This window comes from Haladaptatus marinus (genome assembly GCF_051194195.1).
In genome coordinates, this window is sequence record NZ_JBLZNK010000006.1 from 134,981 (window position 1) to 151,181 (window position 16,201).

Annotated in this window: 5 protein-coding genes; 2 read left to right on the top strand and 3 right to left on the bottom strand. The window is 52.0% G+C overall.

The window, feature by feature from the left end; translation table 11 throughout:
• Window positions 1-44 precede the first annotated feature (44 nt).
• Entirely contained in the window at window positions 45-3,824 is a 3,780-nt protein-coding gene (locus ACN2TU_RS20695) for an Eco57I restriction-modification methylase domain-containing protein (protein ID WP_435158063.1), read from the top strand.
• Window positions 3,817-7,179, top strand: coding sequence for a helicase-related protein (locus ACN2TU_RS20700; protein ID WP_435158065.1), 3,363 nt, complete (start codon window positions 3,817-3,819; stop codon window positions 7,177-7,179). Before ACN2TU_RS20695 ends, ACN2TU_RS20700 begins: the two co-directional genes overlap by 8 nt.
• Before the next feature lie 236 nt (window positions 7,180-7,415).
• Here the strand turns inward: ACN2TU_RS20700 and ACN2TU_RS20705 are convergent, their stop codons facing one another.
• From ACN2TU_RS20705 to dptF, 3 genes are read right to left on the bottom strand one after another with little or no spacing between them, the layout of a single operon-like run.
• Window positions 7,416-12,926, bottom strand: coding sequence for an FtsK/SpoIIIE domain-containing protein (locus ACN2TU_RS20705; protein ID WP_435158067.1), 5,511 nt, complete (start codon window positions 12,924-12,926; stop codon window positions 7,416-7,418).
• The gene (dptG, locus tag ACN2TU_RS20710) at window positions 12,910-14,388 is read right to left on the bottom strand and encodes a DNA phosphorothioation-dependent restriction protein DptG (protein ID WP_435158069.1); all 1,479 of its coding nucleotides are present in this window, start codon (window positions 14,386-14,388) and stop codon (window positions 12,910-12,912) included. The genes ACN2TU_RS20705 and dptG overlap by 17 nt, the downstream gene beginning before the upstream one ends.
• Window positions 14,385-16,187: a DNA phosphorothioation-dependent restriction protein DptF gene (gene dptF, locus ACN2TU_RS20715; protein ID WP_435158071.1), complete on the bottom strand. Its 1,803-nt coding sequence runs from the start codon at window positions 16,185-16,187 to the stop codon at window positions 14,385-14,387. The genes dptG and dptF overlap by 4 nt, the downstream gene beginning before the upstream one ends.
• Window positions 16,188-16,201: the final 14 nt, after the last annotated feature.

A 16,201-nucleotide genomic window follows, 5' to 3' on the forward strand; every position in this document is an offset into this window, starting at 1 on the left:
TCAACCAGCCACACCGACACGCAGCCCAGCGCTTCCTTACCGAAATGCTCCCGCAGCTTGACGAGGAGCTAACTGGGCTTCGAAATCAAGGTCTCCTTTCGACGCACGAGCTCAAAGTTGGCGTCCCTGAGCGCGATGACTGGGAGGAAGCGACCGAACGCGCTCAGCAAGCAATCGACAATGATCCACGCGAGCTAATCAAAAGACTGAATTACGAGATCGATCAGCTCACCGACCAGAGTTATGTTCTCAAAGACACGAGCGACAGCCACGAACGCGCCGTGGCGATGTTTCTCCAGGAAGACGAATCATTCGACCATACACAGGATCGGTTCGTAGGCAAGTCACCGGTGGCCTATGCACTTAACGAGGCTGACAAGAGGAACCTCGAATACGTCATTGGTAGTAGCGGGGATACCCTACGGCTATACACGACGAATCCCGACGCCGGGTTTGGGTCACGGGGGCGGACGGATACCTATGTCGAGGTAAACACGAGCCTGCTTGCAGACGATAAAGCGGCGTATCTCTGGCTGCTGTTCTCCTCTAACGCACTTCGAAAAGATGGATCGCTCCACGACATCATGGAGCGGTCGAAGGACTACGCGACGGCTCTTGGAGAACGACTCCGTGAGCGAATCTACGACGATGTCGTCCCGGATCTCGCGGAGGCGATCGCCCGTGCCCGCGACCTGGACGACCCGACGAAAGAGGAGCTTGACGAGACTTACGAGATGACATTGGTACTTCTTTACCGACTGCTGTTCGTTGCATACGCGGAGGACGAGGAGTTCCTCCCGCGACGGCGCAACAAACGGTATGACCGGAACTCACTCAAGCAGAAGGCTCACGACCTTCACGATTTTATCGAGGAAGGCAGCAACTTCGATGCAGCTTTCTACGACCACTGGGACGACGTGATGCACCTCTCACGGGCTGTCCACCACGGTCACGACGAGCTAGGGCTTCCGGCCTACGACGGCCGCCTGCTGTCCGAGGACGAGGACATCTCCGACGCGGGCGCGAAGCTGTCGAACATCCGACTCAATAACGCCGAGTTCGGCCCGGTTTTAGCAAAACTGCTGATCGACGAGACTGGCGACGGATATCAGGGACCGGTCGACTTCCGGAACATTGGTGTCCGTGAGTTCGGCGTGATCTACGAGGGCTTACTGGAATCCGAGCTGTCGCTGGCCGAACAGCCGCTTACCACCGACGACCAGGGGCGCTATATTCCGATCAACTCGGATGGCCAGCAGGCAGTCGGTGAGGATGATAACGCCATCATCGATGAAGGCGAGGTGTATCTCCACGGCCAGTCCGGTGAGCGAAAAGCAACGGGTACGTACTACACGAAATCGCGCTTTGTCGAGCATCTCCTTGATCACTCATTAGAACCAGCGCTAGACAAACATCTCGAACAGATCGACCAGATCCGTGAGGAAGAAGGCGAACATGCAGCTGCGGATGCGTTCTTCGATCTTCGAGTTTCGGATATCGCTATGGGGTCTGGGCACTTCCTCGTTGGCGCTGTCGACCGGATCGAATCACGATTTTACTCGTACCTAACCGAGAACCCGCTGTCGCCCGTTGAAGACGAACTCGATAACCTGGAAGATGCGGCGCTGGAGGCCTTCGAAGATGAAGAGTATGCCCCTCCGGTCGAGCGTGGACAGCTTCTACGTCGCCAGGTTGCCCGGCGCTGTATCTACGGTGTCGACCTGAACCCCCTGTCGACTGAACTGGCGCGATTGTCGATCTGGGTGCACACGTTCGTTCCTGGTCTCCCGCTGACGTTCCTCGACTACAACCTCGTGACCGGTGATTCGCTGGCAGGGATTGGGACGCTGGACGAGGTGACCGAGATACTGGACATTGAGCAGTCGTCACTGGGGATGTTTGCCGGCGGTCAGAACGTGATGAAGGAGATTCGCGACGACATCGAAGAATTGGGTGACTTCGCGGATGCCAGCGCTGAGCAGGTGCAGGAGGCCCGCGAGACACGCGCCGAAATAGAAAAGAAGCTGGAAGAGGTGCGTGCCCGCTTCGATATTTTGGCGGCTTCACGAATTGACGACGAGATTGATACTAATCCAGTTTCAGATACCAGTATCAACGTCGCCGAGCACGAGAGCTACGACCAGGCAAAGGATGTATTGAAATCAACTGATCCGTTGCACTTCCCAGCGGCATTTCCGGAGGTGTTTGATGGTGATGAGGCTGGGTTTGACGTCATTGTAGGAAATCCGCCGTGGGAGAAGGCCAAGATGGAAGAGCATATTTTCTGGACACGATATGAGCCAGGGCTACAACGCGGGCACTCGCAGAGGAAACGCGATACCCGAATTGAAGAGTTGAGGGAGGAACGCCCCGACTTGGCCGCTGAATATGAGGCTGAAAAACGAGAACAAGAGATTCGCAGCAAACTCCTCACTCAAGGTCCGTACCCAGGAATTGGCGGTGGTGACCCCGATATGTACCTCGCCTTCTCATGGCGCTTCTGGAGCCTTACCCACGAGGAAGGTCAAGTCGGAGTGGTTCTTCCCCGTGGGGCCTTCGGCAATTCGAGCTCGGAGAAGTTCAGAAAACAACTCCTTGATGAAAGTCTAATTATTGATATTACATTCATCAAAAACAAATCTCATTGGGCATTTGATGGAGTAGGAGGGAGATACACGATCGGTCTTCTTTGCTTCCAGAAAGGGATGATAGATGAAAACCGAACGGTTCCCCTACGCGGACCATTCCAAGATGCAGTGAGTTTCGAGGAAGGAGTGACGTCCAAGCCATATCGCTTCCCTGTTGATGTTGCTAAAAATTGGACAAAAACGGCCACATTCCCACTTCTCCCAACAGATACGCGCGTGATAGAACCATTTGGAAGATTAGCAGACACGCCCAATCTTGATGCGGACATCTCTGGCGAGTGGCGTGTACATCCAGCGACAGAACTTCATGCAACTCAGGATAAAATAGCTGATGACGGAGACCGGATTATGCACTTTGATGAAAAGAAACCAGATAGTTTCTGGCCTGTCTATAAAGGAAGTTCATTCAATATCTGGAATCCAGATACTGGTGACCGTTACGCTTGGGCTGATCCAGATGTTACGGTTGATTACGTCCAATCTCAACGAGAAAATTCATATCGGTATGCTGGAAGCCGGTCTCCTTTTTCTGAGATGGACGAGACTTGGGTGAGTAATAAAGAAACACTACCCAGCTGGTATCCGCGGGTCGCATTCCGTGATATTACCCAACGAACTAACTCTCGAACTACGATTCCCGCACTTATCCCACCGCAGACATTCATTACTCATACCGCGCCGTACTTTATTTGGCCCCGTGGCGATGAAAAAGACGAAGCATATCTACTCGGAATTCTAAGTAGTATCCCTCTTGATTGGTATTCGCGACTGTTCGTTGAGGTTCATCTTACATATCATATACTAAAGGCCCTTCCAGTTCCCCGGCCTGGACACGACAACCCCCTCTACCAGCGCGTCGTCGAGCTTTCGGGCCGCCTTGCCGCCATCGATGATCGCTATGAAGATTGGGCCGAGGTGGTTGGGGTCGACTACGGGCCCCTTGACGAAGAGGAGAAACAGAACAAGATCTACGAACTTGATGCCGTCGTCGCGCATCTGTATGGCCTCTCACGCGAACACGTAGAGGTCATCTTCGAGACGTTCCACGACGGCTGGGATTACGAGGAACGCTTAGACCGCGTCCTCGATTACTATGCGAGCTGGGCCGACAAACTTGACCTCGACCATGCTTACCGCAAGGAGGAACAAAAAGCGAGCACACGAAACGATGACTGAGCAACCGCAGTTCGTCGACAATCGCGACGGTAACACGCTCTCAACCGCGATCAATGCCTATCTCACGGATCTCGACGATACACTCGCCGCCGACCCCGACCTCGACATCGTTACAGGCTACTTCAACCCTCGTGGGTACTTCTCGATCTCCGACGGCCTCGAACACGTCGGTCGAATGCGGTTCCTAGTTGGTGCACAGCCAAGCAACGAAGGCACAGAACGCTGGCGACAGCCCGGAGAGCCGCGTGACGAGGAATACAATCAGAAGCGCATCAACGAATCCCTCCAGACGCTTGACTTCAATCTCAAGCGTGATCGGGATCTGCTCGGATTCTCACGCGAGGTTGACGAGAACCTTCAAAAGTTAGTCGACTTCCTTCGCAGCGAACGCGTTGAAGTCCGCCGTCATGAGGATCGGTTCATCCATGGCAAAGCGTACTTGTTCTCAGATCACCAGGGTGTCATCGCAGGCTCGTCAAACTTCACCGGAGCAGGCCTGAATTCAAATTTGGAATTGAATATCGGAGCGTATGATCCACATGTTACAGGCCAGGTTCAGGACTGGTTCGAGGATCTTTGGGCCGAGAGCGAGGAGTTCGATCTCGCCGCACTGTACGAGGAACGGTTTGAGCCCTACGACCCGTACTTAATTTACTTACGCGTCCTTTACGAGCGATACGGCGACGAGCTCGAAGAGGAGAAAGAGGAAGACGGCGGTATCAACCTCACCAACTTCCAGCAGGACGCTGTGCGACGAGCAAACCGCTTTCTTGACAAACATGGTGGCGTCATCGTCGGTGACGAGGTCGGCCTCGGGAAGACATACATCGCGGGTGAGCTACTCCGCCAGTACGTTCAGCAGAATCGACAACGGGCGCTGGTGGTGGCACCAGCCTACCTTCGCGACGGAATGTGGGCGCGGAAAGGGCCAGAGTGGGGCGTCCAGTTCGAGACGGTGTCATACGCAGAACTCCGTAGAGATCAGCAACTTGGCGGTGACTTGAACGTTCTGAATCTTGACATTGATGAGTACCAACTGGTTGTCATCGACGAAGCCCACGCGTTTCGCAATCCAGGCGCGCAGCAATCTCACGCGCTCCGAACGCTCCTCCGCGGTGACCCACCGAAGGACGTTGTGATGCTCACGGCGACGCCCGTTAACAACTCGCTTTGGGACCTGTACTACCTGCTCAACTACTTCATCAAGAACGACGCGGAGTTCGCTAACGGAGGTATCCGGTCGCTTCGAGAACGGTTCAAGACGGCACAGGCGGAGGACCCGTCCGACCTCAGCCCGGATATGCTGTTCGACGTTCTCGATGAGACGACGGTTCGACGGACGCGGCGGTTCATCAAGAACCACTACGAAAATGCGACAATGCCAGATGGGGAAGGTGGGTCGGTGCGGATCAACTTCCCAGACCCAAATCCCCGCCGTGTTGACTACACGTTTACAGAGACGTTTGGTGACGCTTACTTCGAAGACGTAGCCCGTGGGCTGGCTGCAGGCGATCACGACGAGGCAGATCTAACGCTGGCCCGCTATCGACCCTCTTATTACTTGGAAGGGGAGGAGGATGCGTCTGAGCTATCTCTCGTCGGACTCCTGCGCACAGGGTTACTCAAGCGATTCGAGTCCTCCAGCCACGCGTTTGCCAACACGCTTGACCGGATGGTGAGGCAAAATCGTGCCGCTCTCGGGCTTATGGAAGAGGGCTACTTTCCCGAGCCGGATGCGATCGATGAGTGGGTGGAGATGGACAGTGACGAGGCTCTCAACGAAGCTCTTGGGGACGCATCTGATGGTCACATCCCGCTCGGTGCAGTTGAAACCGATCCTGGTCAATTACGGGCTGACTTGGAGAACGACGTTGAGATCCTCGAACGCTGGCGTGACGGCGCTCGAGATGTCCAGCGTGCCGACGACGAGAAACTCCATGCCCTGCGTGATACCCTTCACGATGTCATCACAGAGGCTCTTGATGATGCGAAGTCCGAGGAAGTATCCGAGGAGGGTGTCAAGGCGGCCTTCCGCCGAAATAGGAAGGTGCTGCTGTTTTCGTACTACGAGGATACCGTCGATTGGGTATACGAATACTTGCAGGAGATCATCGCGGAAGACGATGAGCTATCCTGCTACGAGGGACGGATCGCAGCCGTTAGTGGCGCCGGCTCGAAGTATGGAGTTACACGAGAGCAGGCGGTGTATGGGTTTGCACCTAACTCGGGTGACGCCCCTCCGGATTCGACTGACGAGTTCGATATTCTCGTGACGACGGACGTGCTCGGTCAAGGTGTTAATCTGCAAGAGGCGCGGACGGTCATCAACTACGACCTTCCGTGGAACCCGATGCGTGTCGTCCAACGAAATGGCCGTATCGACCGTGTAAACTCGCCGCATTCGAAAATTTACCCGATTACGTTTTTCCCCGAGGATCGGCTTGACGACCTCCTTGAGCTTGAACACCGTGTCCGTCAGAAACTCACGCAGGCTGCGCGTTCGATCGGTGTGAGTAGCGGCGTGATTCCCGATATGGAGAGATTGAACCAGAACTTCGCAGAGCGTCTTGAGGACATTGGTTCAATCCAAGAGGAGGACCAGGACTTCTACGAGGAAGGCGGCGGAACTGCGGCGGCGTACTCCGGTGAAGAGTACCGTCAAGAGCTACGAAAGGGGTTAGAGATTCGAGAAGATCAAATCACATCTCTCCCGTGGGCTGCGGGTTCAGGCTTCCAAGGCGACAAGCCAGGGTATTTTTTCTGCGCCCGAATCGGTGATGAAGTGTTTATGCGGTTCCTCCCGCACGAAATGGGAGACGATGAAGAGATCGTAAAAGATACACTCACCTGTTTGAAGCGGATAGAGTGTACCGAGGAGACTGAACGATCGTTTCCGGACTCGATGCGAGAGCGTGTGTACGACGCTTGGGAGTCGGCACGAGAAGATATCTATCAGCAGTGGCAAGAACAGACAGACCCACTGAATGTACAACCCGACATCCGGCGGCTGTTCCGTGAAGTTGCCCAACATCTGCGAGAGAACTGGCCGGACGATATGACCCAGGATGAGCTTACAGAGACAGTTGAGGCGGTTGAGGCTCCGTGGGGCCGCCGGTATGAGCGAGAACTCCGCGAAATCTACGAGGACGGGAGCCTCAGTCCGGTCGAGAAGTCTCGTCAGCTCGTCGAGAAGGTTGAAGATCTAGGCCTCCAACCATTCGAGGCTCCTGACCCACTTCCGCCGATTCAGGAGGACGAGGTGAAGTTAATCTGTTGGATGGTTGTTGCACCCCAAGAGCCAGATCAGACAGATAGTCGGCCAAAGTTGATGTCTCAAGTGACGTTCAACGTATAGACTAGCATTTTATACAGATTCTTCCCTTTACGACGGGATCTGCTTGATATTTTCTCGTTATGGAAGTGGCGTCGATTATCAAGGTCGATCTGGTTGCAATTGATGAATTTCACAAGTTCGTATTCGCCGTTCACATGGTCACCAACGCTATCATAGTAGGCAAGAGAATCTTCGAGTTCGACTTGCTCGAGGATCGTGGAGGTATAATCTACGGCCAATCGACTCAAGGGCACTGATCAATCAAAGAGGTTCATGGTTGTCAGGATATCCACAGGCGGGACGTAGTAGCTCTGGAGCTGCAATTCACCACCTGTCCGTGGGAGGACGATCATGTCACCAGCCCCTTCGAGCTCCTCAGCTCCAGGCTGATCCAGGATTACGCGGGAATCAGTATTTGATGGCAGCTCGAAGCTGATTCGACATGGTAGGTTCGCTTTGATTTCGCCTGGAACGACGTTCGCGGATGGTCGCTGGGTTGCGATAACCAATGAGATTCCAAAGGCGCGTCCGGTTTGGGTGAGCCGCTGGACAGCATCGATGAACTCATCGCGATTGTCATCCAACGCGAGGATGAGATCGGCGAATTCATCGATCACTATCACATGATACGGGATTTTGTCCGCGCCAGTGCTCGCAGCCATTTCGTTATGTTCCTCAACAGTCCGCGCAGGCGAACTCTTCAGGATCTCCCGCCGCTCCTCAATCTCCGTATCGACCAAGTTTAGCAGATATTCAACACTTGCATTGCCATTATCAATATACCCATTTTCCCGTATATGTGGCAGATCTGCAAACGTCTGGAAGTCGACACCCTTTGGATCAAGCAAACTGAGGTTCAGTTCTTCAGGAGAACGAGTGAGGGCTAAGCTAACCACCAATGCGGTTAGGAAATTCGACTTACCGGACCCGGTAGTACCGCCCACTAGGACGTGACGCTGTTCAACCAGATCGATAGTATGGTGTTCGAGCTTCGTATCCACACCTAGAGGGAATGTTAGTCGTTCGCCCAACTGATTGAACGCCTCTTCAAGCCCGGTTCGAAGATGAACCGGCTGAGGTTGTCCATGCGGAATCTCCAATCGTACAGCCCCTTCAGCTGAGTTGACCAACCCAGATATCGAACCTTGAGCCTGAATATGAACACCTAAAGAGCTCAGATTATTCAGAATACCTTCAATTCGCTGGCCACTTTTCGGTCGGACGTTGACTCCGATCTTCCGCGGACCGATTGTCACAGACGATGGGTCAGGGGTGTAGATGTCGATTCCAAGTGATTTGAACTGGGACTCCAACTCGGCAGTAAGTCGTTTAGTATCCAGTTCGACATCCATCTTCGGATTTTTGGACATCGTGTTGAGGATCTGACGCAGTTGATGACTATCCCAGTCGTACTCGAAGTCTATGGATTCGGGATCAGAATCCGTTGTTTCCGGTTTAGCAGTCTCTGAACCGTCGTCGATCTTTTCAGCTTTAGGTGACTCCATTGGTTTCTCGTTATCATTAGAATCAGCCTCGTCTTCTACAGAATCGGTCAGTTCGGAGGAATCCAAGTCATCCTCGATGCTCTCATTCCCCTCGGTCTCGTCACTATTTTCTTGATCGTTCTCGCCACTATCAGGTCCGTCTTTACTACTTTTCTCTCGATCGTCCCTATCATCGGAGTCTTCCTCTAACTCAGGTGGCTCGCCTTCTTCACCGAACTCAAATTCCGTGATGTCGGTGAATTCCAGAATCTCCTCAAGAGGTCGAGAGTCCTCACTTAGAAGCTCAATAACTGTCGATGGAAGAGATAGAACTCGGCCATATTCGTGAGTTTCGATCTCCGCTTGGTCACGTTCTGGATCAACGCTGACAACGTTACCGACATGCCCGTCTTCATCACATAGGAACGTAGGTTCGTACTCTCCGTTTATCAGATAGGTCTCGTGCTGTTTGATAAGCTCATATGCGTCCTCATAGACACCGTAGTGCGCTAATCGGCGACCGATATTCGTAATGATCTCCCCGAACTCAGCCCGTCGGAGCGTTGTATCAGCCAGAGGTTCGCTCGGATGAAATTTGGTCATGAACTCCTTGTACGCTCCTTCGATTTGGCCGAGACCGGACTTCGCGTCGGCTTTCCCGCCCTTAGCTTCGACAATCCACAATTTAATCTCAAGCTCACCAGTAAATGAGGAAGGAATGCCGACGAAACAAAGATCATCACAAGCCCGGCCATTGGTATCGAATCTGAAGCCGCTTCCTCGTCCAATGCGTTCAGCGTAATCTTTCTGTGCGATCTCCCGTAGCGAAATTGGGAACCATACGTAATCAGATTTGAATCGCTGTAGTAACGTGCGTGTGATCGAAAGACTGCCGATCAGCCCGATCAATTCGCTAACTTTCTTTTCCTCAGCCTGCTGGATTTGTAAGGCAAATGACCCATCGATCGCAACGAGGTGCTGTAATACCAGGTTGGCTGGCACTCGAGATAGAGAACCGCTTTCCTCTAGAGCTTCGGACAGAGTCCCAATGTACAGATCCTGTTTATTCGTGGTTGTAATTACGTCGAAGCCAGGCGAACTCGGATCGTACTGATCCGAATAGTGGATCATGAGTGGTTCCGTTTCCTCGGCGTCGGGCACTTTACCATCGATCTCCCTGTTTGCCTGCTTTGGTGAAATATAGAAATCAAGACGAACCTGTGGTTCGACATGCGAAACCCAGATTGATTTATCCCAGATATTCTTGAGTTCCATGGCTCCCCCTTTTGATCGAATTTGCTGCCGGAACGCTGAACCAGGGGAATATTCCTCTTTGTCAGCGACAGGTTCAAGTGCGTTTATAGATCGAGCAACCTTCGCGAGGAGTTGTGAGTCCTTCGGGTCGTCGGCATATCCGGATGAAGAGATCGTCTCTCCCCCCCTATACGTGACATTAACCGCTTCCTGAGGAACAAGTCCGTCAAGGCGGAAACTACTTCCGAGATCTTCAGAGGATCTCGAAACACGATCTGGCTTGAGCAGTTCACGGAAAAATGTCAAATGCGAATCTGGGAATTTAGTCTCGACGTCTTCGCTGAATTGGACATAGGAGACGCGACGAAGCATCGTATCGATAGTCCGACGGTTGGAGATGCTCTCGCGGATTTTCGACTCGGCATCTTCATTGAAAAAGCGTTCAAGCTGCTCTGCTTGTCCTACTGGACCGATCACCCGGAGCTGGATCCTTGGTGGCTCATAATTCTCATTTCGAATCCGTTTATAGTATTGATATATGCCTCGCAAAATAGGCTCGAGATCCCCCATATTGATCAGGTTGATATTGATTGGCCGGTCAGGATGGAGCTTTACCAGAGTATCGAACGTCTGTGTGAAAGAATAGAGCTTCTTCGCGATGTCCTGATCCATGTACTCGGGGGTATCAGATGTCGAAGTATTTGCCCCAGAGTACCCGCACCAGAGGTGGTGTCCCTCGAGCGTAAAGCCGTGAAGGAGTGAATCAGAGGCGGAGCCATAACGATACGGGAATAAGCCAACTGGACTGAACATGCTATAGGAGGCACGTTCTTTGAATCCGCCCGACAGATCCTGTGGAACGACCTCACCGTCTCGCCAATTCGCGATCTTATACCCATATGCGAGCATCAGAGGGTGGTATGGGGTTAACCAGTGTTTGTCAATCCCATCGATGCGGATAGTTCCAATCTCACGGAATATCGCGTAATCATCATAGACTGCACTATTCACTGAGCTGAGTTCTTGGAGATACGTTTCCAGGATGTTCTCAATGATAACTAGTGTCTCATCATCCCACGAGTCCGTTGAGAGGATACGGTTACGGTCTTTAAGATGATCGAACAGGTGATCATACTCAGTGGCAATCGAGTCAGGGACAGAGGGCGCATCATCAGGAACCGACCCAGACCGTAGGGGTTCACGGGTAATCGTTCGAGGAGCAACAGTCCCCTCATCCCGAATCTCTTTCTCTATTCTGAGCAGGTCTCGCTGCTCATTCGTGACCGAAATCCCCTCCGCAGAAGAGGTCTGGAATTCGCCTTCATCTGGGTCGTATCCGAGTCCCTGGTCAACCAGCAATTTGTCAGAGTTTCGGCTCCAGATCTCCGGATCTCCGATCGCATTTAGATGAAGCGGTAATTCTACGTCGGAGAGAGGACCTAAGTCGTCATCCTCTTCGCTCTTGTCCTCTGAAAGATCTCTTTCCGGTGAGTCTGGGACCAAATACAGGGTCACTGGATCTCCCCCGTCAGCAGGGGAAATGAAGCAGCGTATCTCGTCACTTCCGGCATATGACGGATTCAATTCTACAGAACGGTTTAGCGTCAAATGGTACTCTTCTTCCGTGATTTCGATAGTTTCCGGGCTCTCCTCACCCTGCTGAAGGATCGGAGATACTCCCCGACGTGTGGCGAGGGCGCCTTCGTTAAAGTTAACCTGGAGGTTCAAGTTCTTGCGCGATTCATCAAACCACTCTGGAATAACTGCGATATCGAATTGGCAGGTTGGATACCCTCGCCGGGTAGAGCTATTGATGTAGATTTCAAGGGACAGAAATTGAATCTCGCTAGGGCTCAGCGCAGAGGCAGTAGCTGTCACGGTGGATCCACTGATGGAGACATCCCTGGTCGAGCTACTGTTGACTGCTTCGAATGAAGTTTTATTTGGGCCTTCGAGTTCTCGATCGAATTCTACAGAGAGACTGAATATTCCATCGTTGGCAACCGCGATAATGCCTCGATGGGGCGAGATCTGAGAAATCGTATTGTAGGCACTACACGATTCCCAAGAACTCGCGGTAACCTCGAATGAATCAAACTTTGGATCTAGGTTCTTCCGAGTTTTTGTTTTGGTTTTGTTTTTGACGGCTTTGGTGTGAGGAATCTCGCTCAAGTCATGTCGGTCGACGAAAGTAATGAATGAGTCTTCATACTTTCCGTCAAGAGCACGCAAGGGAGTAGATCCAACACCTTTTGAGTCTTGGATGCGCTGAGCATGCTCTTGATTACTTCGCAAATGTTTCTTTGCCACCTCGCGAAGCGAATCCTGGCTGTCTCCGCGATTGAACCACTCTTCATCGAATTCGTCGGGTTTCAAATACGTTCCTAATGAAGGGATGAGATCGGGAACTCTATCATACTCTTCGTTTTCGATCACTTCACGAAGGGTACAGAGTGTTCGCAACTGCCCAATGTCACTCCGCATAGTCCCATATTCGCCAATCTGGTCATGGATCGCTAGCAATAGAGCATTAGCAGGAGACGAGAGCGAGGGAGACTCAGATAACACTGAGTCCCACGTGTCACGTAGCGGGAGTAATCCATTACTGGCGTACAGTGGGGTGGGGCGGGCACTCTCAAGTGTGTCAATCTCTAAACTCCGTTCATAGAACAGGAGTAGTGCAATATCATAATCATCTGCTGATGATGAGGTGAAGTCGCGAAGCCTGGATGCGAAGCCCTGAGTAACTTCATGAAACGCGAGTTCCTGCTCCCACTCGCTGGAACGCACTCGGACGGGAATGATCGTTGTCCCGCCCTCAAGATGAAACGCCGGCAGTATTTCTTCGCTACCAGTGACTGTAAGTGTGATCTCGTCTTCCCCTGTCGTTTTCAAGAATTCAGTTGCAAGTTGGTCTACGATCTCCGACTCGTAGAACTGACCGACAAAGCGTTCGCCGGACTCAGGGGGGTTCTCTTTGAAATAATCTGCCGTTTCCTGTGCTAGCTGCCGTTCAAATGCTTTCGACATAGATTGCCTCCTTGCTGTCACTCATTTTGTTGAGTAGACTCATCTGATCCAACTGCTGTATCATTTGGTCTTTCGATTCTTCATCCAGTCTGATTCCTCTGCGTTCAAGATATTGGAATAACTTTCGTAGGTGGCCATCAGTACTCTCCTGTTCGAAGAGACGAGCAAAGAGCCGGAGCGCTCCCTGGTTGAGCCGCGAGTTCGTTCCAGCTTGGCCTGGCTGAACACGGAGGTACTTTCGTTCCCTACCGTTAGCGAGTTGTCGTATCACATTGTACCCCATTGTGAATGCAGATTGAGATTTGCGGTTTGGTTTGCGAGAGTTATACCGCCTCACAGCATGGTCAAGCATTCTCGCTGCCTCGATTAGGGTAGGAGCATCTGTGTCATCGGGTCGATCCTTAGAGGGGAACTCGTCGAGAAGTCCTATCCGACAGCGCTCTTGAAATTCTGGTGAGGTGTTTGTCACAGCCTCAGCCAGTGTGAGTGGCTGTGGCTTGGCTTCGGAGTCGTCTTTCGTAGTCATCTCAGTGAGAATCCGCATAACAACCAACTTCCCCCACGAATCGTATATTTCGCCTGCGAGTCGTTCATCATTCCACTCGTTAGCGAATTCACGGGTCTTACTCGCTTTTTCATCCCACATACCAAAATGGATTGGTCGACACTTCGGGGAGAATTCAGACAGGGACCCCTCCTTCGCGTGATCGTACTCGATAGCAAGGTTCCGACCGAGCTGCATCATGTACATCATATAGTGGAAGCAGACGAGATCTTTCAGCGTCTGGAGCCACAGCGCCGATGGTTCATCATCGAGCATACTGAGCCAACTCCGGAGATCCTGCTGGAATACTTCCGAAATATCGGGCACATACGGTGTGATACCGATCTCAGGGCTGTCATCCTCCAAATCGCTCGGTTCACCGGCGGAGTCAGCTGTGACGACGAGTTCGTCTACAGCTGAGATAACAAGCTCTTCAACGGTATTGGAGGGACGCAAATCCGTATATTTGCCTTTAAGTTTCTCGTGAAGTTCGGTATTGAATCCCGATACCTCGCCGTCGGTCATCAACATCCGATAGAAGCGTCCCCAATCACGTGGTTCACCAGTCTTTATGTGAAGCGGAATTCTGGAATGGAATGGTATAATGTAATCATGAGCTTGAGCTGAGGGCCTCCTCACTCCCTTTTCACTGCTGGTGAGATATGCTGACGCGAATGCTTCCCACGCTTCATCAGCAAGTATCTGATCTCCTCTGAATTGATCCAACCCTTTGACTGCGGACTCCAAATCGTTATTGACATCAAATTGAGGATCTGCCTCTAATATTGAGGAGAGCGTCCGCATTATGATTGCCTCGCGAGGAGTACTCGTCGGAGAGATCGGCATGTATGCCTCAATCTCGTCGTTGATCGTCCGGGAGGGGACTTGGCTCCAGTCCGGTTCACCGTAATCAGTCATTCCCACCGCCCCTGTCGGTGAACAGTTGGTGAACCATATTCATTCTGCTCGACTGTGAATTCACGTGAATTAGATCGGTTGATCACTTTTACGAAACTATGTTTTCGAGTCAGATCAGACAATTTTGATTTGATCTGGGTGACTGCTTCTGAGTGTTCGATATCTACTGCACTCGGCGTATATCCATCATTGATTTGTTGCATCAACAAATAGAGTTCGTATGTAAGCGGAATTCTGATTGGTTCTCCATCATTGGTGGTAGGATTGTTCAAATGAATACTGATCCGGCCTGGGACAGTCTGTTTACGTGTTTCCCGTTCTGAATGATCAGTATCAACTGTCGGATCGCCCCATCGAGAGATGAATCGGTAAGCCGGGGAACGCCGGGCATCAACGAACTCTATCTCGTTTGATCCTCGTTGCTGGCCTGACCACCCACGTAGCGAGTTTTTGACCGTTGAGAAGAGGCGCCCAACCTTGTTGCCAAGTTTACTTGCTTGCGGTGGGTTGTCGTGATTGAGTAAGGTGAGAGCTGCTTGATATTCCGTAAATGACTCCTTCTCAAGTAGGCCGACTATGTCCTCTGCTTCAGACAAATACTGGTATCGGAGCGTCGTTTTGATCAACTGAATGATATCGGCATTAGGGGCCCCCGGGGGGTTAGATAGCTGTTCACTTAATTCGGCGTGCTTTCCACGCCAACTCAACACCTTCGTGTCGAGTTCGATTGATGATTGAGCCAATGGATCGGTTTGGTTCGCCATTTGGCTGTCTGCCTCGGCGAGTACGTCGAAAACTCGGTTCCACAAGAGATCGTCTATGCTGGGGGTCAGATCACCAGCTTCAATCGCCTCGCCGATTGGACACTCCGCATCCTGATCAATCATATCTGGCGATACGTCCGGAAGTAGAATGGATGCGGTGATATCTAGGATACTTCGTGGGTTGAAGTACGAGCCTGTGATAACGTTCCACCCAGCTATCACCTCCGCAACCCGCTTTCTCACGTCTGGGGACGCAAACTGATCGACATTGTAGTGCAGCGGGCACTGGTCACTGGCGGGGCAGTTCTCGATCTCCCGAACATACGCATCGTAGAGGGGACTCTCGGCCTCGTTGTCGACACCGAACCGTTCGAGCATCTTTCTGAGAAGTCCCTCGCCGAACGAATCAGGATGCGTTGAGTATAGTTCCCGATGGCTCAGGTTGATAACTACCAGCGAGTCGCTTTCATAGATACCGTCTGTCTTCTCACGAGATTTTTGAAGCGCTTTCCATACGTTCTGATAATCAGTGGACTTATCGGCCGCGCCCCCACGCTGGAAGAAGTCCACCGCCAATCCATAATTAATCGCCAGCCCAGATCGAGGGCCAGATCCGGTCTCCACATCGGGTAAGACACGGTCAAAGAAATCGTGAAGACGCTCCTGATATCGTTGATGTTTTGTGTCAGCAGCCGTCGCGTCCATATTGATGCGCGACTCCGTAACAGAGGTGTGCCCAGCAGCTTGTGCAGAAATGTATCCTTTGGACAGGAGTGCGCTCTTACCATCACCCGCACTACCGCTAATGATCAGGAGCTTGCCGTCCTCCTGATAGTTGTTGACAAAAAATTCGTTTAGGAGCTCATCTTCGCTCGTTTCGTCAACGTAGAGCTTGTTGAGAAACGGTGTGATCGATTCATCAATATCAAGGTGACTCCCAACAACGGCGAATCGCTGCCCTCGTTGGCATGCTCGCAGAAGTGAGTATAGCGAGTGGGTGATATTTCCCTCTGGGAACAACTGCTCCTCTTCCATGGAATGAATATTTT

What these genes read in the sequence shown, in the direction of transcription:
- ACN2TU_RS20695 (WP_435158063.1), top strand. Translation starts at nt 45, where the DNA reads ATGCTCCCGCAGCTTGACGAGGAGCTAACTGGGCTTCGAAATCAAGGT.
- ACN2TU_RS20700 (WP_435158065.1), top strand. Translation starts at nt 3,817, where the DNA reads ATGACTGAGCAACCGCAGTTCGTCGACAATCGCGACGGTAACACGCTC.
- ACN2TU_RS20705 (WP_435158067.1), bottom strand. Translation starts at nt 12,926, where the DNA reads ATGTCGAAAGCATTTGAACGGCAGCTAGCACAGGAAACGGCAGATTAT.
- dptG (WP_435158069.1), bottom strand. Translation starts at nt 14,388, where the DNA reads ATGACTGATTACGGTGAACCGGACTGGAGCCAAGTCCCCTCCCGGACG.
- dptF (WP_435158071.1), bottom strand. Translation starts at nt 16,187, where the DNA reads ATGGAAGAGGAGCAGTTGTTCCCAGAGGGAAATATCACCCACTCGCTA.